Genomic DNA, 22846 nt, shown 5'->3' with positions numbered 1-22846 from the left:
ATGGCTGAGCGGGCGTTTTGCTGGGCGTGCGGCAGGTTCGGGCGTCAGTACTGGGTGGCGGCGAGCATTTGGGTGAGGGTGAGGGTGGGGTGTTCGCGTTCTATGGCGCGGAGGCGCCATTTGTCGGTGAAGAGGACTACCAGGTCGTTGGTGAGGGAGCGGGTGAAGACTTCTACGCCGCGTATTTTTGACAGGGTTTCGGCGGATTCGGGGGTGGTGAGGCGGCATTCGGAGAAGTCCATGGTGGTGAGGTTCACCGGGGAGTTGAACTCGTGTTCCATGCGGTGGGCGACTACCTCGAACTGGAGGGGGCCGACGGCGGCCAGGACGGGGGCCTGCTCGCCGCGGACGTCGCTGCGGAGGACCTGGACGGCGCCCTCGCTGTCGAGTTGCTCGATGCCTCGGCGGAACTGCTTGTACTTGCCGACGTCCTTGGCTCGGCAGACCATGAAGTGTTCCGGGGCGAAGGCCGGGATGGGCGGGTACTCCACCTTTGGGCCGTCGTAGAGGGACTCGCCGACGGTGAGGCCGTGGGTGTTGGGCAGGCCGATGACGTCGCCCGGGTAGGCGGTGTCGACGGTGGTGCGGTCGCGGCCGAACACCGTCTGGGCGTGCTTGGTGACGAGGCCGCGCCCGGACGAGCCCATCGTCAGCGTCATGCCGCGCTCGAACCGGCCCGAGCAGACCCGGATGAAGGCGAGCGAGTCGCGGTGCGCCTTGTCCATCCCGGCCTGGACCTTGAAGACCTGGCCGGAGAAGGGCGCGTCCAGGGGGCGGCGGTCTCCGTCGGCGGCCTTACGGGGCGACGGGGGCGGCGCGTAGGTGGTGAGCGCGTCCAGCAGCGAGCTGACGCCGAACTGGGGGAGCGCCGCGCCGAACAGGACGGGCGTGGAGATCCCGCCGGTGAACGCCTCCAGGTCGAGTTCGGCGCCGATCTCGGTGAGGAGGGTGAGTTCCTCCATGGCCGTCTCCCAGACGTCGCCGAGTTCGGCCGCGGCGTCCTCGGCGGACATCCGGACGGCCTGGGCCTTGGCCCCGCCGACGCCCGGCACGAACTTGGTGAAGGAGCCGTCGGCGCGGCTGATGAGGCCGCGGAAGTCGCCGGCGATGCCGACGGGCCAGGTGAGCGGGGCGGCGTGCAGCCCGATCCGCTGCTCGATCTCGTCGAGGAGTTCCAGCGGCTCACGGCCCGGCCTGTCCCACTTGTTGACGAACGTCACGATCGGCACGTCGCCGTGCTTGCAGACGTCGAAGAGCTTGAGGGTCTGGGTTTCGAGGCCCTTGGCGGAGTCCAGCAGCATGACGGCGCCGTCGACGGCCGACAGCACCCGGTAGGTGTCCTCGGAGAAGTCGGCGTGGCCGGGCGTGTCCAGGAGGTTGAGGAGCGCGCCGTGGTAGTCGAACCGGAGCACCGAGGAGGTGATCGAGATGCCTCGGCTGCGTTCCATCTCCATCCAGTCGGAGGTGACGCCCGCGCGGTCGCCCTTGCCGTGTACCGCGCCCGCCGTGGAGATCGCCGCGGCCTGGACGGCGAGCGCCTCGGTGAGGGTGGACTTGCCGGCGTCGGGGTGGCTGATCACCGCGAAGGTGCGCCGCCGCGCTGCCTCGGCCGTGACCTCGTCGATCTTCGCCTTGACGGTCGACACCCGCACCCCTCCCGCGCTTCTGACTTCAGCCTTCCCACTCTACGGTCAGCGGGCCCCCGCTCCGACCGGCCGCCGCGGCCGTCCGGGGGTTCTACGCGCGGCCGCCCGGGTCCCGCCGCTTGGCGTCGCGGTAGGCGAGGACGTCGCCGCGCCGGTAGAGGCGGCGGGTCCGTCCGCCGCGCAGGGGTTCTTCCGTGACGGGCGAGGGCCAGCCTTTCGGCGGCCTGCTGGCGTACACGGTGACGGACCCGGACGCGAGCCCGAGCAGCCGTCCGGCTTCCGCGAGGGTGATCAGGTCCGCGTCGGACGCGGTGCCCTTCCCCGAGGCCGCTGACGACAAAAGCAGGGCCGAGTGCCAGGAGGCCCACTCCTGCGCGTCCCAGTACAGGGCTTTGCCTTGGACGAGCGCGGGCTCCGGATGCCCGTTGGCTTCCCGGTCGGCCCACAGCTCCTTCAGCGCGTGCCTGGACAGCCCGTGCCGTCCGGCGAGGCCGTCCCGTGAAAGCAGACCCTCCGGGACGGCGGGTGCCGCTTCCCGCGCCGTGTACCAGGCGTGCCAGACGTCCGCGTCCCAGGTGAGCCGGTTTCCGAGTGATCCGTCCGGCTCGGGGTGGCCGTTGGCGGCGCGCTCCCGGAACCACTTCTCCAGGGTGCTGCGGCCGAGTCCGTAGCGGGCCATGAGGTCGGCGCGGGTCACAGACGTCACCGGTGCAGTCTGTCGTACCTCGCGGATACGCTGCTACCACCATGACCAGGCCCGTCAAGCCCGCTGTGCGCTTCGCCCTGCTCGTCGCGGGCGTCGTCGCCGCGGCGGCGCTGTCCTCGCTCGTCCTGCCCGGCAGGGAGGGCATCGCGGCGGCCGTCGAGGGGGCGGGCGCGCTCGGCCCCGTGCTGGCGGTGACGGGCAGCACCCTGCTGATCATGGTGATGTTCCCAAGGACGGTCCTCGCGTTCGTCGCCGGCCTGATCTTCGGTGTCGGGCCCGGTGTGGCCTACGTCATGGCGGGCGCGGTGCTCGGCGCGAGCCTCGCGTTCGGCGTCGGCAGGCTGATGGGCCGCGAGTACGTGGACGCGCTCCTGGCGGCCCGCCGTGACGGCTGGCGCGGCTGGATCTCGGCCCGGCTCGCGAGAGTCGACGGCTGGCTCGGCCGCAACGGCGTGCTCGGCGTGCTCACCGTGCGGTTCGTGCCGGTCTCGAACTTCGGCCTCGTGTCGTACGCTTTTGGCACGTCCGCCGCCCGTTACCGGCACTTCGTCCTCGGCACGGCGATCGGCTCCGTCCCGTCCACCTTCGGGTACGCGGCGCTCGGCGCCGCCGTCTTCGGTGAGGACGCGGTTCCGATGACGCTCGCCGTGCTCACCGGCCTGGGACTCCTGAGCCTGGTGGTGACCATGGGACTACACCGAGTGCGCAAACCCACCGGCCGGTGGTCGCCAGAGAGCGTCAAGTCGGGATAGCTTGAACTTGGTCCGCAGGTGACCACGCAGAAGTGAGACTCCTGGAGGTCCCCCCGAAATGAAGATCCTGATCGCCGGCGCCACCGGGGTCGTCGGCAGAGCCCTCGTGCCGCGTCTTGTGGCGGCGGGGCACGAGGTGTCCGGTACGTCCCGGCGCCGTGAGAACAGCCGGCTGCTCGAGGAGATGGGCGCACATCCCGTCATCGTCGACGTGCTGGACGCGCGCAAACTGAAGAAGGCGGTCAAGGCGGAGCGGCCCGACGTCGTCATCCACCAGCTCACCGACCTGTCCGGCAACGACTTCGAGGCCAACGGGCTGCTGCGCATCAACGGCACCCGCAACCTCGTCGACGCGGCCAAGGCGGCGGGCGTCGAGACGATGATCGCGCAGAGCATCGCCTGGCTGTACGTGCGCGGCGAGGAGCCCGCGGTGGAGGGCGACGAGCTCGACCCGCACCTGCCGCCGTACAAGAGCGTCACCGCGCTGGAGGAGGCCGTCGCCGACATGCCGCGCGGTGTCGTGCTGCGTTATGGAGCGCTTTACGGCCCCGGCACCTGGTACGCGGCCGACGGCGAGATCGCCGCCAAGGTGAAGGCGGGCGAGCTGTCACGCGGTCCGATGTGGACGTCGTTCGTCCATGTTGAGGACGCGGCGGCGGCCGCCGTGGCCGCGTTGGAGTGGGAGCCGGGCGCCGTCAACATCGTGGACGACGAGTCGGCGACCGCCGACGAGTGGGTGCCCGCCTACGCGGCGGCGCTCGGCGCGCCCGAGCCCCGCGCGCACCGGCACGCCGCCGCGCAGGGCCGCCCGGTCTCCAACGCCAGGGCGAGGGCGCTCGGCTGGAGCCCGGCGTACCCGACCTGGCGCGACGGCCTGCTCTAGCCGGGTCGACCTCTGGCCGGGGTCAACCGGGCGGGCCTGAGCCGTCGTCGCGGCGCCTCCGACGCCGCGACGTCGCCCGGCCCCTCCCGGGCGGCTTGACGGGCTCGGCGGACCCCCTCGTCCCGCCGTGCCCTGGGCCTGTGCTGCCCGGAAGCCTTTCCGGGGGTCTCAGAACCCCACGGTGAACCAGAAGCGCAGCCTGGTGTCGGGCAGCCGCTCCCAGCCCCATTCCTTGGCGAGCGCGTCGAGGATGAACAGGCCCCGCCCGCTCTCGGCCTCGCCCGCCGGATCGGCGCCGGGCACGGGATCGCCCCCGCCGCCGGCGTCGACGACCTCCACCCGCACCTGCTGGTCGCCCAGCTCCGCGCCCAGCTCGATCTGGCCGCCGGGAGCGGCGTACAGCACGCTGTTCCCGAACGCCTCCGACAGTAGCTGGACCGCCGCGTACTGGGCCGGGTGCTCCTCGCCCAGCCAGCCCGCGAGCCAGCGCCGTGCCACTCGCACCTGCTCGGGCGCGCCCGGCATCGTGATGCGGGTGGCGGTCAGCATTGTCGTTCGCTCATCGCGATCGCCCGAACGATAGTCGGCCGGTCCATCACCGGAACCCCCTGAGATCGGCTCCGCAGCGCATTCCATGTCGCTACGCTCTGAGTGTGGGACGCGACGGGGCGTCATGTAAAGCGCTTCGCTGGAATATTCCAAACTGGGCCTCCCCCGGGCCCGGGACAAGGTACGCGGGAGTGTCCTGATGACAACGGGACGGACAAGTCCGACAGTACGCAGGCGGCGGTTGGCGGCGGTGATGCGCAAGCTCCGGGCGGAGCGCCAGGTGAACCTCGACGAGGTGGCGCGCGGGTCGAGCGTGCCCCGCACGACGGTGCACCGGATCGAGCACGCGACGCACGCCCCCAAGGTCAACGACGTGCGGGCGCTGTGCGCCTACTACGGGCTGGCCGAGGAGCACGCGGAGGAGCTGATGACGCTCGCCCGGGAGAGCAGGTTGCGCGGCTGGTGGCAGAAGCCGCATTCGTCCATTCCGAGCTGGTTCGAAACTTATATCGGGCTGGAAGAGGAGGCGTCCGACATACTGGTCTATGAGCACGAGCTCGTCACCGGGCTGCTCCAGACCGAGGACTATTTCCGCGCGCTGCTGCGCGTTGATCCACTTCTTCCGGAGGCGAGCGAGCGCGAGAAAGATCGGCGCGTAGAAGTCAGGACAAAGCGCCAAGAAAGGCTCACCGGCCCCGACGCACCACGATTGTGGGTCATTCTTAATGAGACGGCAATACGTCGTCCGGTGGGCGGCCGTCAGGTGATGAAAGAGCAGCTCAGGCGGTTGATCGAACTGTGCGAGCCCCGGCACGTCACCCTCCAGGTACTGCCATTCTCAGCCGGTGCGCACGCCGCCGTCGACGGCAGTTTTCATATTCTGAACTTTCCCGTGCGTAGGGATCCCTCCATCGTGTACCTTCAGTTCCGCCGAGGCAGCCTCTATCTGGAGGAACCGGCAGATCTCGATGAATACACCGGGATCTATGAGCATCTGCGCGCGACCGCGCTCTCCCCCGACCTGTCGGTCGAACTGATCCGGCACGTCATGGACGAGGCGTTCTGACCGCACGCGGAATTCCATGAAAAAGAGGGATTAGCCATGCAAACACCCTTCGGTTGGCGCAAGAGCAGCCACAGCGCGCAGAACGGCGCCTGCGTGGAGCTCGCGACCGCGCGTGCCAAGACCGTCGGCGTGCGCGACAGCAAGAACCCCGAGGCCGCCGCGCTCGCCTTCGCCAAGCCGGCGTTCCGGTCCTTCGTCGCCGGCGTCAAGGCGCTCTGACCGCGCGGCCGGCGCGGTGCCGGCACGCGGCGACGGGCGCGGCGTCCGCGAGGGCGCCGCGCCCGTGTCACGCGTGGACGGGGTCGCGGTGGCGGACACCGTGCGCGAGCGCGACCCCGGTGGCCACCACCGAGCCCGCGAGCACGATGTACAGGCAGAGCACGTAGTCCCCGATCGTCGGCACGAGGCCGCCGCCGGTGAGCACGGCCGCGCCGACCGCCGCCGAGACGCTGCCCCCGGCCGTCCGGACGAGCACGTTGATGCCGCTCGCGATGCTGCTCGAGTCCATCGGCACGTGCTGGACGGCGAGCGTCCCGATGGAGGCGTACGCGATGCCGAAGCCGAGCCCCTGGAGCGCGTTGAAGACGAGGAAGTCAAGGACGCTCGTGTGCCACAGCGCCAGGTACAGGTACGAGAGCCCGGCCACGGCCGACCCGGTCGCCAGCGTGTAGGCCGCGCCGAGCCGCTCCGCGATCCGCCCGCACAGGAACGACGCGGCGACCATCGCGACGGTGTTGGGCAGCGCGACCAGCCCGACCGTGAGGACCGTTCCGCCCAGCCCGTAGCCGACCTCGTCCGGTGCCGACTGCACCAGCGACGACACGAGCGTGAACGACCCGTACATCGAGAACCCGAGGAACACCGAGGCGACGTTCGCCGACAGCGACTTGCGCCCGACGAGGATGCTCATCCGCACGAGCGGCTCGGCCACCCGCGTCTCCAGCGCCACCCACAGGGCTCCGAGCACCGCCGTGACGGCGAACAGCCCGAGCACCGGCCGTGACGTCCAGCCCCAGGCGTTGCCCTGGCTGATGCCCAACAGCAGGCAGACGAGGACGACGGCGAGCAGCAGCGCCCCCGCGACGTCCGGACGGCCCCCGTGCCGCACCCCGCCGCCCGGCACGACGAGGACGACGAGCACGAACGCCAGCACGGCGAACAGCCCGGCGAACCAGAAGATCGGGTGATGGTCGTCGGTGTGCCCGGCGATGACCCCGGTGAGCAGCATGCCGACCGCGCCGCCGACGCCCAGCGTGGCGCTGACGACGCCGATCGCGCCGATGACGCGGCGCGGCGGGAACGTGTCGCGGATCGTTCCGATGGCCAGGGGGATCATCGCCGCGCTGACGCCCTGGAGGGCGCGTCCGGCTATGAGGACGCTCAGGTTGGGCGACAGCGCGCACACGACTGAGCCGAGCATCAGCATGCCGAGCGTCAGCAGGATCATCGGCTTCTTGCCGTACATGTCGCCGAACCGCGACAGCAGCGGCGTCGCGACGGCACCGGCCAGCAGCGACGCGGTGAACAGCCACGTCACGTCGGTCATCGAGACGCCGAAGGTGGCGGCGACCGTCGGCAGCAGGGGGATGACGAGGGTCTGCTGGATGGAGACGACCGAGCCCGCGAGGGCGAGCGCGACGAGGATCGGCCAGGTCCCGCGCCCCTCCCGTGCCGGTGTGGGTTTCGCCGTCGTCTCGGCGTCGGGCACGGTGCTGGTCAAGGGGCGCTCCCGGGGGGTGTGCAAGCGTTTACTTGACCAGGTAAACACGTGTCACCACCGGAGGCTTCCCCGGGTAGGCCGGTATGGCGCGGGGTGAGCCGCCTCTCACCCTCCGGCGTTAGACGGCCGTCAGGAACGTGTGGTGAAGGAGCGCAGGAAGAAGACGAGGTTGGCGGGGCGCTCGGCGAGACGGCGCATGAAGTAGCCGTACCAGTCGCCGCCGTAGGGCACGTAGGCGCGCATCCGGTGGCCCTCGCTGACGAGCGCGTGCTGTGCCTCGGTGCGGATGCCGTAGAGCATCTGGAACTCGTAGGAGGCGAGGCTCCTTTCGTTCCGCTCGGCGAGCGCCTTGGCGATCTCGATCATGCGCGGGTCGTGGGTGGCGATCATCGGGTAGCCGCCGCCCGCCATGAGGATCTTCAGCAGCCTGACGTAGTTGCGGTCCACGTCCGCCTTCTTCTGGAAGGCGACCTCGGCGGGCTCCCGGTAGGCGCCCTTCACCAGCCGTACCCGCGATCCGTCATGGGCGAGCGCCTTGGCGTCGTCCTCGGTGCGGAACAGGTACGCCTGGAGTACGGCGCCCGTCCCCGGATGCTCCTTGCGCAGTTCGGCCAGGATGCCCAGGGTGGAGTCGACCGTCGTGTGGTCCTCCATGTCGAGCGTCACCGTGCTGCCGACAGCGCTCGCGGCCTCCGCGACGCGCCGGGCGCCGTCCAGGGCGAGGTCCTCGTCGAGCGCCTGGCCGAACGCCGACAGCTTCACCGAGACCTCGGCCCGCGCAGCCAACCCCTCGGCTCCGAGCGCCTCAAGCAGCCGCAGGTAGGCGTCCCGGTTGGCCAGCGCCTCGGCCTCGGCGGTGATGTCCTCGCCCAGGAAGTCGAGCGTGACGTCAATGCCGTGCGCGGCGTTCTCCCGGACGGCGGCGAGCGCGGCGGGCAGCGTCTCCCCGGCGACGAACCGGTCGACGACGGGACGGGTCAGTGGACTCGCCGAGACCACCCGGCGCAGCGTCCGGCTGCGGGCGGCACTGAGCAGGATCGGTCCGAGCATCGAGGGCACCTCCTTCTGGCGGATGTTCCCGACCCTAGGCAGGGCCACGCGGGGCGGCCATCGACAACGGTCACGAGTACTTTGGACATGTGTACGAGAGGGACTTCCAGGAGATCACCGACGCCGTCTCCGGGCTGCTCGGCGCGCCCGCCACCCTGGAGGACCGGGACTTCCGGCTCGTCGCCTTCGCCGCGCACACCGGCGACCTCGACCCGGTGCGGGCCGGGTCGATCCTGCGGCGCGGCTCCGAGCCACGGGTCCGCGCCTGGTTCGAGTCGTTCGGGATCACCCGCGCGCGCGGACCCGTCCGGACCCCTGCGGACCCGGCCATGGGCACGCTGGAGCGGCTCTGCCTACCGGCCCGTCATCGTGGCGTCGTCTACGGGTACCTGTGGCTGCTGGACGGGGGCGCGATCGCCCTGGACGACCCCAGGCTGGCCGAGGCGATGGGCCTCGCGGCCGAGGCGGGGGTGAAGCTGGCGTCGAGCCCGTCGCGCGCGCTGGAGGGGTTGCTGTCGTCGTCGCCGGAGGAGCGCGGCGCCGCCGAGTCGCTGCTGGCCGGGCACCCGCTCGCGGGCACCGCCTACGCGGCGGTGTACGCGCCGGGCGCGCAGATCCCGGCGGGCGTGCTCGGCACCGGCGACGTCCTGCTCGTGCGCGCCGCCGACGCCCGCGACCTCGCCGGACGCCTCGGGGTGCCCGCCGGGGTCGGCGGGCCGCGCCGGGGCCTGGGACGGGCCCGTGCTTCCCTGGAGGAGGCGCGGTTCGCGCACCGGTTCGCCAGGACCGTCGCCGGGCCCGTGGCCGCCTGGGCCGATCTGGGGCCGTACCGGATGCTCACCGCGCTGCCCGAGCCCGACCCCGCCGTCGCGCCGCTGCTCGACCCCGCGCACGCCGCGCTGCGCCGCACCGCCGAGGTGTACCTGGACGAGGCGGGCAACGCCCAGCGCACCGCAGCCGCCCTGACCATCCACAGGCAGACCCTCTACTACAGGCTCGGCCGCGTAGAGGCGCTGACCGGCCTCGACCTGGACTCGGGCGAGGACAGGCTACTGCTGCACCTGTCGCTCAAGGCGGCGCGGCTGCGCGGCCCCCAGGACCCTCAGGACAGGTAGCCCCAGGCACGCGCGACGTCCCGCAGCTCGGCGGGCACGTCCCCCTCGCCCGGCAGCGGCCGGGCCGCCTGCACCTTGCCCGACTTGATGTTCTTGCTCCAGTCGCCGAACACCGGCTTGATCGGGCCGTGGTCCTGCGCGCCGTAGTCGAGCATCGACTCCTCCCACGGCACGCCCAGGTAGGCGCAGATCCGCTGGGTCTCGCGCGCCGGGTCCGCGGTGAGGTCCTCGTACCTCACGGTGACGCCCTGGAGCATCTCGCGCGCCGCCTGGACACCGGAGACGTACGCGAGCACCTCCTTGACCACCGCGTCCTTGTCGGCGCTCTTACGCCGGTTCATGACGGACTCCACGACGGACGCCGGGTGCCGGAGCAGGAAGAGGTAACGGGCGTTCGGCCAGGCCGACGAGATCCGCTGCCAGATGAGCGCGTTGGCCGGGGTCTTGTCCACAATGACGTCCTTGCCCGCCTTGGCGAGCTCGTGGTGCAGGATGCGGTCCCACAGCAGGTGCTCCAGCTCGGTGCGGGTGAGCCCGAGCGCGCCCATGACGTCCTCGGCGAACTCCCGGTTCGGCTCCACCTTGAGCGTGCGCAGGTGCAGCTCGTGCGGCGCGCGGATCCGCGAGTGGCTGTTCAGCAGCACACGCAGGAGCGTCGACCCCGACCGTACCGACGAGAGAAGGAAGACGGGCGAATCGACGAGACGCGTGGCCGACCGGTCCGGTAGTGGCGTCTTCCGCTTGAGCGCCACGCCGGGGGGCCGCACCGCCTCAAGGAGGTGCGCTCCCCTGCGCCGGAGTGCCTTTTTCAGAACGCTGTCGCGTCGTCCGTCCTGCATCCCTCACCTCGGGGTCGACCGCTCCTGCCGGACAAGACCGTACCGGAGATAACGAAAGTGTGGCGAAAGATTCCGGAATAAAACGTACTGTTCATGCAACCTTGACGCCCGTTGATGTGTCGTCATCGCAAAGATCACGGGCCATCAGCGTCGCCCCGGCCACCGCCCCCGGCATGAAGACGACGGCCCCCAGCGGGATGAGGAACAGCACGGCGGTGCCCGCGCCGAACCCCAGCGTCCGCGCCCGCGCCGTGCGCAGCAGCGCGAACCGGTCCCTGCGGCGCAGGCCGCGCCGGTCCATCGCGATGCCGGTCAGTTCCCCCGCCAGGAAGTAGCCGGAGACGAACAGCGCGACCACGGGCACGACGGTCTGGCCGACCACCGGGATGAACCCCAAGGTGAGGAACAGAAGGCCGAAGCCGACAGCCGCCACGCCCAGGATGACCGCGTCCTTCACACTGCGGAGCAGACCCGGGAAGAACGCCTCGTCCGACTCGGGCACAGGGCCGCCGAAGGAGCGCTCCACTCTCAGGGACAGCTCCTCGTAGAACGGCTCACCGATGATGAGCGTCACCGCGGTGAACATCAGCAGCGACACAAAGCCGACACCCGCGAACAGCGCGAGCCCCGCGACGATCCGGAACGCGTCGCGCGGCCCGTCCGACCAGCCGTCCGCGAACGGCGTCAGCCACGCGGCGACGTCGTCGGCCTTGAACGCGAACCAGACAAGCAGCCAGCCGAAGAGAACGAGCGTGACGAGCGCCGGGACCAGCCCGAACGCCCACTGCGCCGGACGCCGCGCCACCCACCCGATGCCGCGCCCGAGGTACCGTACTCCGTCGATCATCACTCCGCCTTCTCCACGGACCGCCTACCCGCGCGACCCTAGCGGCAGCGAGGCCGCACAGGATGGGACGAACGAGCGCGTCACGAAGTTCTGGACGAACCGTCAGAAGGTGTCCGCGCCGGTGCGCGCCAGGACCTCACGGGCGTTGCGCAGCCGCGCCGAAAGCTCAAGCTTGTGCGCGGTGAGACGTTCCTTGTGCTCGTTGACGAGCCGCATCTCGTGCGCGGTGAGGACGGCGAGGCGCAGCCCCGCGTAGTTCACCCGCGCCTTGCAGGAGACGTCCGCGGAGGCGACCAGGACCTCGGCCGGGCTCGGAGGGCCGGGCACGAGCCACCGCGCGTCGGAGGCGACCGATCCGGGCGTCTGGTAGGGGTACCCGACCTGCCGCATGCAGGCAGCCCACCTGGCTGTCACCTCGACCGTACGGGGATCCTCCTCGGCCAGCTTGACGGCTTCCGCCTGAAGCTCGGTCCTCGGCCAGTGCAGATCGGACGTGCCGCCGAGCTTCCTCCGCCCCTCGGCCAGACACCCCCCGTCGGGAACCCGGATGCCGCCGTACTCCGGCACCCTGCCCAGCCAGACGTCCTCCTCAGCCTCCGTCGGGGGCCCGGCACCGCCCAGGGGCCGCAACCCCTCCCACCCGGCCCCCAGGCCGTGTCCGTCCGGGCCCGAGGGCCGGGCGCTTGGCAAATCCCGACTTCGTTGGGAGGGCTCGGCCGTCGGGCTGTGTTCGTTTGGGCCCGTGGGTCGGGTGCTTGGCAGGTCCCGACTTGGTTGGGAGCGCCCGGCTCCCGGGCCGTAGCCGTGCCTGGCGCGCGCGGGGTCGATGAGGCCGAACAGGCCCGGGTGGGTGATGATCGAGTAGCCGTCGTGGCGGCGGGGCCTCGTCGGGTAGGTGAGGCCGAAGCCGTCCATGCACCCGCGTGCGAGGAACTGCTCGGCGATGATGATGTCGTCGGTCTCCCTGAGGTTCGGGGAGAAGTGGTCGAGCGGCAGGCGGATCGCCTCGTCCCGCGTGATGACGGACACCGGTCCGAGCGGCGGTTCCGCGTCCTCGGGCTCGCCGGACGCGTCGTCCGAGCATCCGTTCAGTACCAGCAGCACCACGAGCAGACAGGCGGCGAGCCGCGCAGCGGAAATCGTCCCCTCCAGGATCATCGCGCGAAAGAACTCCGCATCGCACGATAGCGCCCGGTTTCCTGGCAAAACGGTCGGGATTGGCGGGGTCAGTCCGGGTGTGTCGCGGTCACCACGGTGGCGGCGTGCGCCTGGGAGGTGGCGACGCGGACACGCAGGCCGTGCGCGGTGAACACGGCCTTCGCGGCGCGGGACTGGCGGGTGCTCGTCTCGACGAGGACGTGCCCGCCGGGGGCCAGCCAGTCCGGCGCGGCCGCGGCGACCCGGCGCAGCACGTCCAGGCCGTCGGGGCCGCCGTCCAGGGCGACCCGCGCCTCATGGTCGCGCGCCTCGGACGGCAAAAGGGGGATCTCCTCGGACGGGACGTAAGGCACGTTCGCCAAGAGGACGTTCACCCTCCCGCGAAGCCCGTAGGGGAGAGGAGAGAAGAGGTCGCCCTCGTAGACGTGTCCGGGCACGTTGCCGCGCGCGCACGCCACCGCCGCGGGGTCGATGTCGCAGGCGTGCAGCTCCATGCTGGGCCGCACCGCGTGCAGCGCCGCCCCGAGCGCCCCCGAGCCGCAGCACAGATCCACAACAACGGCCTTGTCGCCCGGTAGCAACGCCGCCGCCCGAGCCACAAGGAACTCGGTGCGCCGACGCGGCACAAAAACCCCGGGCGCGACGGCCACCCGAAGCCCGGCGAACTCGGCCCACCCGACCGCGTGCTCCAGCGGCACCCCACCCGCCCGCCGCTCGACCAGCTCCCACAGCTCCCCTTCCCAGCTTGCCGAAGCGGCCAACACCGCCGCCTCTTCCTCCGCGAACACACACCCCGCCCCGCGCAGCCGCGCGACAACCGCGTCGACCACCCCCGCCGAAAACCGATCCGCCATCCCAGCACCTTCCGGATAACTCCGGGGCGCCCTCCACCCGGCCCAACGAGCGGAACCCGCTCTACCACCCAAGGGAGGACACCCACCGACAACGACCGTTGATGGGGCTCACCTCCCTGAATCCGACCACCGACCCTGGCCCGTTCCACGTTACTCGATCTTCCCCCACCCCCACTCTCCCCCTTCCCCTCACCCCACCCACCCAGAACACCCCCACACCCACCGCACATCCCCACACTCACCGGACATCCCACGCCTGACAACAATCCCCGCCCACCCGTGCCCCCAGCACTCTGCGGCTCACCCCAGCGTGCTTCCCCTACCCGAGACCACCTCCGCGCGCACCGGACGTCCCCACGCCCAACGACAGTCCCCGCCGACCCGTGCCCCAGCGCTTCGCGGCTCGCCCCAGCGTGCTCCCCTTACCCGAGACCACCTCCACGTTCACCGGACATCCCACGCCTGACAACAATCCCCGCCGACCCGTGCCCCAGCACTTCGCGGTTCGCTCCAGCGTGCTCCCCTTACCCGAGACCACCTCCACGCGCACGGGACGTCCCCACGCCCAACAACAGTCCCCGCCGACCCGTGACCCAGCGCTTCGCGGCTCACCCCAGCGTGCTCCCGCTGCCCGGGCCGTCCCGGGGCCAGCGTGATCCGGCACTCAAGGGGCGTGCTCTCCAACGCCCGCCCCGTGAACGCTCCCTCGCGCCGTGTTGCTCCTGTCGTCTGGCCTGGGGTCAGGTGGCGTTGAAGGTGGCTGGGTCGGGGCCGAAGCGCTCGTTGCGGTTGAGGTCGTCGATGGTGGTCATTTCGGTGGGGGTGAGGGCGAAGTCGGTGATGGTGTGGTTCTCCTTGATGCGGGAGGGGGTGACGGACTTCGGGATGGCGATGTCGCCGCTCTGGTAGTGCCAGCGCAGGACGATCTGGGCGGGGGAGCGGTCGTGCTCGGCGGCTATGCGGGCCAGGACCGGGTCGTCCAGGAGGCCGCGGCCCTGGCCGAGGGGGCTCCACGCCTCGGTGGCGATGCCGTGCCGGGCGTGGTAGGCGCGCAGCTCCGTCTGGGTGAGGTAGGGGTGCAGTTCGATCTGGTTGACGGCCGGAACGAGTTCGGTGTCGGCGGCGAGGCGCTCCAGGTGCGGGACGAGGAAGTTCGAGACGCCGACGGCGCGGGCCCTGCCCTCTGCGGCGATCCGCTCCAACGCGCGCCACGTGTCGACGTACTGGTCGCGGCCGGGCATGGGCCAGTGGATGAGGTAGAGGTCGACGTACTCCATGCCCAGGTGCTCCAGGCTGCGGTCGAACGCCTTGAGCGCGTTGTCGAAGCCCTGGTCGCCGTTCCACAGCTTGGTGGTGACGAACACCTCCGCGCGTGGCAGGCCCGACTCGCGGACGGCCCTGCCGACGCCGCGCTCGTTCCCGTACGCGGACGCGGTGTCGACCCCGCGGTACCCGGCCTTGAGCGCCAGGCCGACGGCGGTGACGGCCTCGTCGTCGCTCACCTGCCACACCCCAAAACCCTGCCGGGGCATCATGACTCCGTTGTTCAGCTCGATGGCGTTCAGCTCGTGCTCGCTCATGCCACCACTCAACCACGGATCGTCACCAGCCCTTTCCGCAGCCTGTGGATAACCCCGGAACCCCCCACGCCACCGGCGTTCCGGCGGACGCTTCGCCAAGTGCGAAACCGGGTTCCCGAACCCGTCCCGCCGGGTTAGTAAGGGGGGACGGGCCGCCGGCCCGCGACGAACGGGCCGGAACCACGGCCGATGGCGACGGGGAGGGGCCCGCGATGCTGGAACCGGTGCGCGATACCAAGGCGGACGAACGAGGCAAAGGGGACGCCGATCGCCCCCTGCTGCGCGAACTCGTCGGCGACGAGCTGCGCAGGCTGCGCCGCGAGCAGGGCAGGACCCTCGCTGACGTCGCCAGGCACGCCCGCATCTCGATGCCCTACCTCTCCGAGGTGGAGCGCGGCCGCAAGGAGGCGTCGTCGGAGGTGCTCGCCTCCGTCTGCGACGCCCTGAGCGTCGACCTCGGCGCGCTGCTCACCGAGGTCGGCCGCACCCTCCTCGCGACCCGCGCCCCCGCCCGCGCCGCCGCGCCCGTCCGCACCGCGAGCCGCGACATCTTCTGCCTCGCCGCCTGACGCCGGGCGCCGGGGCCCGGACGCCGGGCGCTGGCCGCCCGGCCGCCTGACGCCGGGCGTCAGCCGGGCAGGTCGCTTCGGCTGGAGATGACGACGTCGGCGAGGCCGTAGGCGACGGCCTCGTCGGCGGTGAAGGTGACGCTGCGGTCGGTGTCCTCGCGGATCTTGGCCGCCGGGTGCCCGGTGTGCCGGGCGAGGATCGCGTCCATCTCGGCCCGCACCCGGCCGACCTCGCGGGCCTGGATCGCGAGGTCGGGCAGGGTGCCGCGGGCCTGGCTCGACGGCTGGTGCAGCGTCACCTTCGCGTGCCGCAGCACCGCCCGCTTGCCGGGCGCGCCCGCCGCGAGCAGCACCGCCGCGGCCGACGACGCCTGCCCCATGCAGAACGTCGCGACGTCCGGCTTGACGAACCGCATCGTGTCGTAGATGGCCGTCAGCGCGCTGAACGAGCCGCCGGGGGAGTTGATGTAGAGGCCGATCTCGGTGTCGGGGCTCTCCGACTCCAGGTGGAGGAGCTGCGCCATGACGACGTTGGCGACGCCGTCGTCTATCTCCGTCCCCAGGAAGACGATCCTGTCGGACAGCAGCCGGGAGTAGATGTCGAAGGCCCGCTCCCCGCGCGGGGTCCGCTCCACAACGGTGGGAATCGTGTACTGGCTCATCTGCTTACAGCCCCGTCCTTTGCCGTACGAACGCCGGTCGTATGTCGTCGAGGTTCTCCACGACGTGGTCGACGAGCCCGTATTCGCGGGCCTCCTGCGCGGTGAACCACCTGTCCCGTCTGCTGTCGCGTTCGACGGTTTCCTCGCTCTGCCCGGTCTGCTCCGCGGTGAGCCGGGTGAGCAGGCCCCCGATGCGCTCCAGGTGGCCCGCGTAGATCTCGACGTCGGCCGCGGTGCCGCCGAAGCCCGCGGAGCCCTGGTGCATGAGGATCTGCGCGTTCGGGAGGCTGTACCGCTTGCCGGGGGTGCCGGCGCTGAGCAGGAACTGGCCCATGCTTCCGGCGAGGCCGAGCGCGAGTGTGCTGACGTCGTTGGGAATGAGCTGCATGGTGTCGTAAATGGCGAGTCCGGCGCTCACCGAACCGCCGGGGGAATTGATGTAGAGGCTGATGTCCCGGTTGGGGTCCTCGGTCGAGAGCAGCAGGAGTTGGGCGCAGATCCGGTTGGCTATGCCGTCCTCCACCTCGGTGCCGAGCAGCACGATGCGCTGGTAGAGCAGCCGGGTCGCGAGCTGGTCGTCGAGACCGCCGGACACGGCTTCCGCCGATCGCCGCATTCTTCCTCCCCTTTGTTCCGAGCTGTTCCGACGCGTCGGATCGCCGTCGTGTCCTCGACCATAGGAATGCGCGGGCGCCACGGAAAGTGTTCTCTGCCGACAGCAGATAATCGCCGGGAAAAGCGGCGCGACAGGTTCGAACCCACGGCCGTCCCGCGACGTCCTAGAGTGCGGTCGTGACGGGCGAGGCAGCCCGTCCCCCCGGCGACGGAAGGGATTCCATGAGAATTGCGGCAGCGACCCTGACCGCTCTCGTACTCGCGTTCACCGTGGCCGCGCAACCGGCTTCGGCCGCGCCGCCCAAGCTCACCTCCTTCGGCTACGGCAAGCTCAAGTTGGGCCAGACCAAGAAGCAGGCGCTGAAGACCGGCCTCATCCGGGTGTCGGGCCAGTCCGGCGGCGGCTGTACGACGTTCGTGTTCAAGAAGAAGCCGAAGGACGCGAGCGGCTACCTGTCCAGCAGGTACGGCGTCATCGCCATCTTCGCGGCGAAGTCGATGAAGACCCCCAAGGGGGTCGGCGTCGGCTCGACGTGGAAGGCCGCCAAGAAGGCGTACCCGAAGCTCAGGCAGGGCCCCAACGTCGCGGTGACGCCCGCGCCGGGCAACAAGAAGGCCCAGTACTGGTTCCTGTTCGACGCCAAGAAGCGCGTCTACCAGATGGGCCTCGTGCACAAGAAGCAGCACTGCTTCAACTGACGCGTAGGGCGCCGCCTTCGAAGGCGGCGCCCTTGCTTGCGTTCAGGGGACGAGGACGACCTTGCCACGGGACGCACGGCCCTCGATGGCGGTGTGCGCGGCGGCGGCCTCGGCCAGGGGGAAGGGGTGGACGAGGGGCTTCACCTCGCCCCGGGCGACGGCCTCCAGGGCGTGTGTCTCCAGGACGCGCAGCTCACGGATGGGGGCGCCGAGCACTCCGGTGAAGGTGAGGGCCCGGTCGATGAGTTCGGCCGTGGTGGCCTCCACCGGCCCTCCGCTGGCCCAGCCCACGACGACGTGCTTTCCGCCGCGTGTCAGCGACTCCAGGCAGGCCCGCGCGACGGGGCCGCCTACGCCGTCGTAGACGATGGTCGCGCCTCCCTCCAGCTCGGCCCGCATCTTCTCGACCCAGTCTTCGGCCGACGTGTCCACGGTGAGCGGCACCGCGCCGTCGCGTCCCCTGACGGCCGTGACAGCCGCGCGCTTGGCTTCGCCGCCGTACAGCGCGACGACCTTGGCGCCCGCCGCCAGCGACAGGTAAGCCAACTGGTTCCCCAGCCCGCCCGACGCGCCGGTGACGATGACGGTGTCCTGCGGGCCGGGAGGCGCCGCGTTCAGGACGAGCTGCGCGGTACGTCCCGTGCCTATCGCCGCCACCGCCTCGGCGAAGGCGACGCCCTCAGGCAACGCGTGCAGGGAGGCGGCCGGAGCCACGGTGTACTCCGCGTAGCCCCCGTTCAGGAACCCCACGTGGACGACGACGCGCTTGCCCGCCCACGTCTCCGGGACGTCCGGCCCGACCTCCGCGACGGTCCCCGCGACCTCGCGTCCGGGCGTCATGGGCAGGTGGTGCGGCGGCATCGTGGGCGGCGCCTGCCCCTGCCGGATGACGGTGTCCAGGGTGTGCACGCCCGCCGCCCCCACCCGTACCAGGACCTGTCCGGGCCCGGGGGAGGGCCGTTCGGTCTCTTCCAGGACGAGCACGTCGGCCGCCCCGAACTCACGTTGCACGATCGCCTTCATGCGTTCACCTCGATCAGTTCGTTTACGGGAGACTTCTCGCGCGTCCGGGTGACCCGGGGCGCGACGATGACAGCGGCGACGCCCACTGCGGTGACGAAGCCGAAGACCGCGCCGAAACCGTGGCTCAGCCCGGCGAAGAGCAGGCCCGCGACGGCGAGGCACAGGGCGGCCCCGAGGGAGTCGAGGATGGTCAGCGCCGACGAGGTGAACCCCCGCTCGGCGGGCGCGGCGAGCCCCAGCGCGAGGGTGCTGAGCCGCGGGTACATGAGGCCCATGCCGGCGCCGCCCACGGTCCACCCGATGATCGCGACGGCGGGGTGCAGGCCGAGCGCCGCGGTCGCGAACGTCGCGGCGAGGGAGCCGAGGATGAGCGCGGTCCCGCTGGTGACGGCCCTGCCATGCGGCAGCCGTGCGCCGAGCTGTCCCTGCACCGCCGAGGCCGTCGACCAGCTGAGGCCGCCCAGGGTGAGGCTGAGCCCTGCGAGCGCGGGCCCCCACCCGTACTCCTCGGTGAGCAGGTACGGCAGGTAGACGTCCCCACTGAAGAAGGCTCCGGCGGCCAGGCCGCGCAGGAGGATCACCGAGGGCAGGCCGCGGCGCGCCGTCAGGGTGCCGCGCGGGACGAGCGGGCGGAGCGCCACCACCATCACCGCGATCGCCGCGAGCGAGAGGGCGACGCCAAGCCCGGACACCCCGCCGACGAGGTTGAGCGCCAGCACGGAGAGCGCGGCGACCGCGGCCCACACCAGGAGCCAGGGCCCGTGCGACGAGGCCGCTGCGGCGTCCTCACGCGCGCCGACGCCGCGCAGCGCCGGGACGACCATGAGCATCGCCGCCGCGACCAGCCCGACCACACCGAGGAACACCCAGTGCCAGCTCAGCAGCTCCGTGATCCCGCCCGCGATCGCCGGCCCGACGAGGGCCGGAACCACCCAGGCCGCGGCGAACAGGGCGAAGATCTTCGGGTGGTGCGCCTCCGGAAAAACCTGACCGACCACCACATAGAGGGCGACGGTGATCGCGCCGCCGCCGAGCCCCTGCGCGAGCCGTCCCGCGACGAGCGCCTCCATCGTCGTGGCGAGCCCACACGCGAGCAGGCCCGCCGCGAACAGCGCGACCGACGTGTAGAGCGGCGCCACAGGGCCCTTCCGGTCCGCCCACAGACCGGCCGCGACCATGCCGATCACCCCGGTGGCCAGGGGTCCCGCGAACGCGAGGGCGTACCAGCGGGCGCCGTCGAGGTCCGCGCTCACGGCGGGCATCACCGTGGTGACCGCGATGTTCTCGAAGGCGGCGAGGAACACCAGCGCGCACGAGCCGAGCGTCACCCAGAAGAACGCGCGGCTCCACACCCCCGGCTCCGCCGGTACAGGGGTCACTTTCAAGTCGCTCATGTGCTCGACCGTAGGACCTCAAGGTAGCTTGAGGTCAAGCGAATTACGAGGAGTTCCCTTGGCCACCTCGCCCTCCGCCCCGCTGACCGTCGGGGAACTGTCACGACGCAGCGGAGTCGCCGTCTCCGCCCTGCACTTCTACGAGCGCGAAGGGCTGATCACCGCCGAGCGCACCGCAGGCAACCAGCGCCGCTACCGGCGTGACACGCTGCGCCGCGTCGCGTTCATCCGCACCTCGCAGCGCGTCGGCATCCCACTCGCCGACATCCGCGCGGCCCTGGGCTCGCTGCCTTCCAGCCGCACACCCACCCGCGCGGACTGGGCGGCCCTGTCGGCCTCGTGGCGCGACCGCCTGGACGCCCGGATAGACGAACTCCTGTCCTTGCGCGACGCCCTCAGCGACTGCATCGGGTGCGGCTGCCTCAGCCTCACCGCGTGCTCCCTCAGCAACCCGTCGGACACGCTCGCCGACACCGGATCGGGGCCCCGCCGCTGGCCCGTTCCGGCCTCCCGCGCCGACACGTGTGACGGACAGGAGACGCTCGCGGCCGTGAACTCCTAACCTGCCAAGGCCGACATATGCGGAGATCGGCAAGGCGGACCGGAAGGGGCCGGGCTCATGGAGGAACCTCCCGCCGGGCGCGGTTCGCCCCTGGCCTGGGCGGCGCACCCGGCGACGGTCGGCGCCGCCGTCGTCCTCGCCGTCAACGACCACCTTCTGAAGGCTGCCTTCCCCGGCGTGGTGACGGGCAAGCTCAGCGACGTCGCGGGGCTCGTCCTGGCACCCGCGCTCCTCGCCCTCTGCCTCGGTCTGCTCGGATGGAACGGAAGCAGGGCGGCGGCCTTTGCCGTGGCCGTCACGGGAGTCGGCTTCACCCTGGCGAAGGCGACGGACACAGGGGCCGCCGTCGCCTCCCACGCGTGGGCCGCCGTCGTCGGCCCGTCCCTGGTACGGGCCGACCCCACGGACCTGCTGGCGCTGCCCGCCCTCGCGCTCAGCTGGTTCGTCCACCTCCGCACCCGTGACGCCGGGGCGCGCTGGACGCGCGCCGCCAGGGTCGCTCTGGCCGTGCCCTTCGTGGTGCTCGCCACGGCCGCCACCTCCGTCGACGACAGGTCGGTGACCGCCGCACAGGCCGTCCCCGTCAACGGGGAGATCATCGTCGGCGGAGGCGGTGGCTACGTGGCCACCGAGGACGGGTTCACGTGGCGGTGGGTCAGTACGGAGCAGGCGTACGCGGCCCTCGCGGGCACCCCGCCCCCGGACTGCCTGCCTTCCGACCCCGCCCACTGCTACCGGGTCGTCCCGCACAGGCTCGCCGTCCAGGAGACGACCGACGGGCACGTCTGGAAGACGGTCTGGGAGATCTCGCCGGGACGCGCCGACTTCCTGCGGCGCGAGAACGCCGTCGGCCGGGACCCCGCGATGTTCAGCCACTCCCTCGCCGTCCTCGAACACCCCGACGGTTACCACATCGTCGTCGTCGCCAACGGAGACGACGGCATCGCCCTACGCAACGCCCGAGGCTCCTGGAAACGCCTCGGCACCCCCCACCTCATCTCCGTGAAGACCCCCACCACACCCCCGACCCCCGACGCCACCCTCCCGACCTCCCCGCCCTCGACCACTCCGCCTACGGATGCGCGGCCTACGCGCGCTCCGACGACGGTCGTTCCGACTACAGCCGTCGCGGTGCCGCCCACGGACCTTCCGGTGGCAGTCGTTCCGACCACGGATGTCACGGCGCCGCCCACGGTCGCTCCGCCTACGGGTACACCGGGCGCGGGCGTCGCGCTGCCTCCTACGGGCCCGCCGTCCACGGGTACACCGGGCGCGGGTGTCGGGGTGCCGCCGTCCTTCGGGGAGTCGCCTACGGCGGGGGGCCCTGAGGCGTCGGTCTCGCCGACTCCGGTCGAGTTCGCCGTCGCGCCGGTTGAGGAGTGGCGGCTGAACCCGCTCACCGATGGGTCCGCCTACCGGTACCGCGCTCTCTTCGCGGGCCTGCTCGTGTTCGCTCTCGCCGCCCCGGCGGCGCTGGGCCCGCTCCGTCCCCTGCGCTGGGGTACGCCGCTCACCCTCATAGGCGCGTCCCTCGGCCTGGCCCTGCACTCCCTCGACCTCGCCGGGATCCTCGTCGGCCCCTTCATGCTGGGCTTCCTCATCGCGGGCCTGACGCTGCTGGTCATGGCCATCTTCCAGTACCTCGAGGGGGTGGAGCCGCTGCGTGGCCTGGCCTTCGCCCTGGGCGGATCGGTCCTGACGCCGGTGCCCATCCTCGCCTGGACGCGCGGCGCCCCCGACGACTTCCGCGACGCCGCCCTCTTCGCCGTCTTCCTGGGCTGCGTCACCGTCGTGTCGGCTTACCTCGTCCGTAAGCCGCCCCGCCTGCGCGGCCGGAAGGCGGAGCCCGGCTAGCGGAGCCCGGCTAGGTGAGCCGTCGGCAGAGCGGCGCCGCGAGGTCCGTCGTCGTGAGTAGGAACGCGACGGTGTAGTCGATCAGGTGCTCTCGATCGATCGTGAGCTCGCCGCGCAGCCAGGACGCCGTGAGGTCCCACAGCCCCGACGTGACGGTGAACGCCGTCAGCGCGACGTCGGTGTCCGACAGCGGCGTCTCCCCGATGACCTCGCGGGTCAGCGTGGCGAACATCGTCGACAGGTTCTTGATGATCTCGCCGCGCCGCTGCTGGAGCAGGGGGTGTGCCGGGAACTCGTGGCCGAGCACGTGGGCGCGGCGCGGATCGGCGACGAGGAAGTCGACGGTCGCCGTCACCGCGGCCCGCGCCAGCTCCGGCATGCTCGCAGGAGCGGCCTCAGCGGCCGCCAGGATCCGCGCGGTGCCCTCGGCGGCCTGGGCGTCCACGATGGCGAGCAGGAGCGTGTCGCGGTCGCTGAAGCTCTCGTAGAAGTACCTGTCGTTCAGCCCGGCGAGCGCGCACACGCCGCGCACCGTGGTGGCCGCCCAGCCGCGGGTGCCGAGCAGCTCGAAGCCCGCCTCCATGAGCGCGGCACGGCGCAGCGCGCGCCGCTCCTCGGCGGGCACGCCGCGGTAGGTACGGGTCCGCTGCGGCTTCACCCGTCCGATTCTGCCGCACCCCCTTGACGGCGCCGACGATTCTGG

Annotated in this window: 24 protein-coding genes; 9 read left to right on the top strand and 15 right to left on the bottom strand. The window is 71.5% G+C overall.

The window, feature by feature from the left end:
- Positions 1–44: 44 nt before the first annotated feature.
- The gene (locus tag LO762_RS15260) at positions 45–1652 is read right to left on the bottom strand and encodes a peptide chain release factor 3 (protein ID WP_374201560.1); all 1608 of its coding nucleotides are present in this window, start codon (positions 1650–1652) and stop codon (positions 45–47) included.
- Between the two features lie 85 nt (positions 1653–1737).
- On the bottom strand, positions 1738–2352 hold the full coding sequence (locus tag LO762_RS15255) for a hypothetical protein (RefSeq protein WP_230615576.1): 615 nt from the start codon (positions 2350–2352) through the stop codon (positions 1738–1740).
- Between the two features lie 41 nt (positions 2353–2393).
- On the opposite strand from LO762_RS15255, the gene LO762_RS15250 reads away from it, so the two are divergent.
- A complete protein-coding gene (locus tag LO762_RS15250) occupies positions 2394–3104 on the top strand; it encodes a TVP38/TMEM64 family protein (protein ID WP_230615574.1) in 711 nt (236 codons plus the stop codon).
- A gap of 58 nt (positions 3105–3162) precedes the next feature.
- Positions 3163–3987, top strand: coding sequence for an NAD(P)-dependent oxidoreductase (locus tag LO762_RS15245; RefSeq protein WP_230615572.1), 825 nt, complete (start codon positions 3163–3165; stop codon positions 3985–3987).
- 168 nt (positions 3988–4155) lie between these two features.
- On the opposite strand, the gene LO762_RS15240 is transcribed toward LO762_RS15245, so the two are convergent.
- Positions 4156–4536, bottom strand: coding sequence for an ATP-binding protein (locus LO762_RS15240; RefSeq protein ID WP_230615570.1), 381 nt, complete (start codon positions 4534–4536; stop codon positions 4156–4158).
- Between the two features lie 199 nt (positions 4537–4735).
- Here LO762_RS15240 and LO762_RS15235 point away from each other — a divergent pair, with 199 nt between their 5' ends.
- Positions 4736–5602: a helix-turn-helix transcriptional regulator gene (locus LO762_RS15235; RefSeq protein WP_255685961.1), complete on the top strand. Its 867-nt coding sequence runs from the start codon at positions 4736–4738 to the stop codon at positions 5600–5602.
- 36 nt (positions 5603–5638) lie between these two features.
- Positions 5639–5821, top strand: a complete 183-nt coding sequence (locus LO762_RS15230; protein ID WP_230615566.1) for a DUF397 domain-containing protein — start codon at positions 5639–5641, stop codon at positions 5819–5821.
- A 67-nt stretch (positions 5822–5888) separates the two neighbouring features.
- On the opposite strand, the gene LO762_RS15225 is transcribed toward LO762_RS15230, so the two are convergent.
- Both LO762_RS15225 and LO762_RS15220 read right to left on the bottom strand, forming a co-directional pair.
- Positions 5889–7322 carry an MFS transporter gene (locus LO762_RS15225; protein WP_230615564.1) on the bottom strand — a complete coding sequence of 478 codons (1434 nt, stop codon included), beginning with the start codon at positions 7320–7322 and terminating at the stop codon, positions 5889–5891.
- Positions 7323–7451: 129 nt separating this feature from the next.
- Complete coding sequence (locus tag LO762_RS15220) at positions 7452–8372, bottom strand: proline dehydrogenase family protein (RefSeq protein ID WP_230615562.1); 921 nt, start codon at positions 8370–8372, stop codon at positions 7452–7454.
- A gap of 89 nt (positions 8373–8461) precedes the next feature.
- On the opposite strand from LO762_RS15220, the gene LO762_RS15215 reads away from it, so the two are divergent.
- On the top strand, positions 8462–9487 hold the full coding sequence (locus LO762_RS15215; protein ID WP_230615560.1) for a CdaR family transcriptional regulator: 1026 nt from the start codon (positions 8462–8464) through the stop codon (positions 9485–9487).
- Here the strand turns inward: LO762_RS15215 and LO762_RS15210 are convergent.
- The 5 genes from LO762_RS15210 to LO762_RS15190 all read right to left on the bottom strand — a co-directional run bounded on the left by LO762_RS15210 (position 9475) and on the right by LO762_RS15190 (position 14765).
- Positions 9475–10326: a sulfotransferase gene (locus LO762_RS15210; protein ID WP_230615558.1), complete on the bottom strand. Its 852-nt coding sequence runs from the start codon at positions 10324–10326 to the stop codon at positions 9475–9477. The genes LO762_RS15215 and LO762_RS15210 overlap by 13 nt on opposite strands.
- 91 nt (positions 10327–10417) lie before the next feature.
- On the bottom strand, positions 10418–11173 hold the full coding sequence (locus LO762_RS15205) for an EI24 domain-containing protein (RefSeq protein ID WP_230615556.1): 756 nt from the start codon (positions 11171–11173) through the stop codon (positions 10418–10420).
- Positions 11174–11275: 102 nt separating this feature from the next.
- Positions 11276–12331 (bottom strand): hypothetical protein, encoded by a 1056-nt coding sequence (locus LO762_RS15200; protein ID WP_230615554.1) that lies wholly within the window; start codon positions 12329–12331, stop codon positions 11276–11278.
- A gap of 68 nt (positions 12332–12399) precedes the next feature.
- Positions 12400–13185 (bottom strand): putative protein N(5)-glutamine methyltransferase, encoded by a 786-nt coding sequence (locus tag LO762_RS15195; RefSeq protein WP_230615552.1) that lies wholly within the window; start codon positions 13183–13185, stop codon positions 12400–12402.
- A 740-nt stretch (positions 13186–13925) separates the two neighbouring features.
- The gene (locus LO762_RS15190; RefSeq protein WP_230615550.1) at positions 13926–14765 is read right to left on the bottom strand and encodes an aldo/keto reductase; all 840 of its coding nucleotides are present in this window, start codon (positions 14763–14765) and stop codon (positions 13926–13928) included.
- A gap of 224 nt (positions 14766–14989) precedes the next feature.
- Between LO762_RS15190 and LO762_RS15185 the strand changes: the two genes are divergently transcribed.
- Entirely contained in the window at positions 14990–15334 is a 345-nt protein-coding gene (locus LO762_RS15185) for a helix-turn-helix domain-containing protein (protein ID WP_230615548.1), read from the top strand.
- Between the two features lie 59 nt (positions 15335–15393).
- On the opposite strand, the gene LO762_RS15180 is transcribed toward LO762_RS15185, so the two are convergent.
- Together LO762_RS15180 and LO762_RS15175 are read right to left on the bottom strand one after the other, a co-directional pair.
- Positions 15394–15996: a ClpP family protease gene (locus tag LO762_RS15180; protein ID WP_230615546.1), complete on the bottom strand. Its 603-nt coding sequence runs from the start codon at positions 15994–15996 to the stop codon at positions 15394–15396.
- Positions 15997–16000: 4 nt separating this feature from the next.
- On the bottom strand, positions 16001–16612 hold the full coding sequence (locus LO762_RS15175) for an ATP-dependent Clp protease proteolytic subunit (protein ID WP_230615544.1): 612 nt from the start codon (positions 16610–16612) through the stop codon (positions 16001–16003).
- Positions 16613–16833: 221 nt separating this feature from the next.
- Between LO762_RS15175 and LO762_RS15170 the strand changes: the two genes are divergently transcribed.
- Positions 16834–17310: a hypothetical protein gene (locus LO762_RS15170; RefSeq protein WP_230615542.1), complete on the top strand. Its 477-nt coding sequence runs from the start codon at positions 16834–16836 to the stop codon at positions 17308–17310.
- A gap of 42 nt (positions 17311–17352) precedes the next feature.
- Here LO762_RS15170 and LO762_RS15165 read toward each other — a convergent pair whose 3' ends face one another.
- Positions 17353–18333: an SDR family NAD(P)-dependent oxidoreductase gene (locus LO762_RS15165; RefSeq protein WP_230615540.1), complete on the bottom strand. Its 981-nt coding sequence runs from the start codon at positions 18331–18333 to the stop codon at positions 17353–17355.
- Entirely contained in the window at positions 18330–19727 is a 1398-nt protein-coding gene (locus tag LO762_RS15160) for an MFS transporter (RefSeq protein ID WP_230615538.1), read from the bottom strand. The genes LO762_RS15165 and LO762_RS15160 overlap by 4 nt, the downstream gene beginning before the upstream one ends.
- Before the next feature lie 58 nt (positions 19728–19785).
- Between LO762_RS15160 and soxR the strand changes: the two genes are divergently transcribed.
- Together soxR and LO762_RS15150 are read left to right on the top strand one after the other, a co-directional pair.
- Positions 19786–20289 carry a redox-sensitive transcriptional activator SoxR gene (gene soxR / locus LO762_RS15155; protein WP_230615536.1) on the top strand — a complete coding sequence of 168 codons (504 nt, stop codon included), beginning with the start codon at positions 19786–19788 and terminating at the stop codon, positions 20287–20289.
- 57 nt (positions 20290–20346) lie between these two features.
- The gene (locus LO762_RS15150; RefSeq protein ID WP_230615534.1) at positions 20347–22143 is read left to right on the top strand and encodes a hypothetical protein; all 1797 of its coding nucleotides are present in this window, start codon (positions 20347–20349) and stop codon (positions 22141–22143) included.
- Positions 22144–22153: 10 nt separating this feature from the next.
- On the opposite strand, the gene LO762_RS15145 is transcribed toward LO762_RS15150, so the two are convergent.
- A complete protein-coding gene (locus LO762_RS15145; protein WP_230615533.1) occupies positions 22154–22801 on the bottom strand; it encodes a TetR/AcrR family transcriptional regulator in 648 nt (215 codons plus the stop codon).
- Positions 22802–22846 lie beyond the last annotated feature (45 nt).

The sequence above is a fragment of the Actinocorallia sp. API 0066 genome (assembly GCF_020991275.1).
In the GTDB taxonomy this organism is placed as follows: domain Bacteria; phylum Actinomycetota; class Actinomycetes; order Streptosporangiales; family Streptosporangiaceae; genus Actinocorallia.
This window is presented reverse-complemented; position numbering and strand designations above follow the sequence as displayed.

Bases quoted from the DNA above. Each gene is read 5' to 3' on its own strand.
- LO762_RS15175 (WP_230615544.1), bottom strand. From the start codon at position 16,612: ATGCGGCGATCGGCGGAAGCCGTGTCCGGCGGTCTCGACGACCAGCTC.
- LO762_RS15250 (WP_230615574.1), top strand. From the start codon at position 2,394: ATGACCAGGCCCGTCAAGCCCGCTGTGCGCTTCGCCCTGCTCGTCGCG.
- LO762_RS15210 (WP_230615558.1), bottom strand. From the start codon at position 10,326: ATGCAGGACGGACGACGCGACAGCGTTCTGAAAAAGGCACTCCGGCGC.
- LO762_RS15180 (WP_230615546.1), bottom strand. From the start codon at position 15,996: ATGAGCCAGTACACGATTCCCACCGTTGTGGAGCGGACCCCGCGCGGG.
- LO762_RS15245 (WP_230615572.1), top strand. From the start codon at position 3,163: ATGAAGATCCTGATCGCCGGCGCCACCGGGGTCGTCGGCAGAGCCCTC.
- LO762_RS15230 (WP_230615566.1), top strand. From the start codon at position 5,639: ATGCAAACACCCTTCGGTTGGCGCAAGAGCAGCCACAGCGCGCAGAAC.
- LO762_RS15200 (WP_230615554.1), bottom strand. From the start codon at position 12,331: ATGATCCTGGAGGGGACGATTTCCGCTGCGCGGCTCGCCGCCTGTCTG.
- LO762_RS15150 (WP_230615534.1), top strand. From the start codon at position 20,347: ATGGAGGAACCTCCCGCCGGGCGCGGTTCGCCCCTGGCCTGGGCGGCG.
- LO762_RS15235 (WP_255685961.1), top strand. From the start codon at position 4,736: ATGACAACGGGACGGACAAGTCCGACAGTACGCAGGCGGCGGTTGGCG.
- LO762_RS15160 (WP_230615538.1), bottom strand. From the start codon at position 19,727: ATGAGCGACTTGAAAGTGACCCCTGTACCGGCGGAGCCGGGGGTGTGG.
- LO762_RS15165 (WP_230615540.1), bottom strand. From the start codon at position 18,333: ATGAAGGCGATCGTGCAACGTGAGTTCGGGGCGGCCGACGTGCTCGTC.
- LO762_RS15205 (WP_230615556.1), bottom strand. From the start codon at position 11,173: ATGATCGACGGAGTACGGTACCTCGGGCGCGGCATCGGGTGGGTGGCG.
- LO762_RS15220 (WP_230615562.1), bottom strand. From the start codon at position 8,372: ATGCTCGGACCGATCCTGCTCAGTGCCGCCCGCAGCCGGACGCTGCGC.
- LO762_RS15170 (WP_230615542.1), top strand. From the start codon at position 16,834: ATGAGAATTGCGGCAGCGACCCTGACCGCTCTCGTACTCGCGTTCACC.
- LO762_RS15190 (WP_230615550.1), bottom strand. From the start codon at position 14,765: ATGAGCGAGCACGAGCTGAACGCCATCGAGCTGAACAACGGAGTCATG.
- LO762_RS15195 (WP_230615552.1), bottom strand. From the start codon at position 13,185: ATGGCGGATCGGTTTTCGGCGGGGGTGGTCGACGCGGTTGTCGCGCGG.
- LO762_RS15240 (WP_230615570.1), bottom strand. From the start codon at position 4,536: ATGCTGACCGCCACCCGCATCACGATGCCGGGCGCGCCCGAGCAGGTG.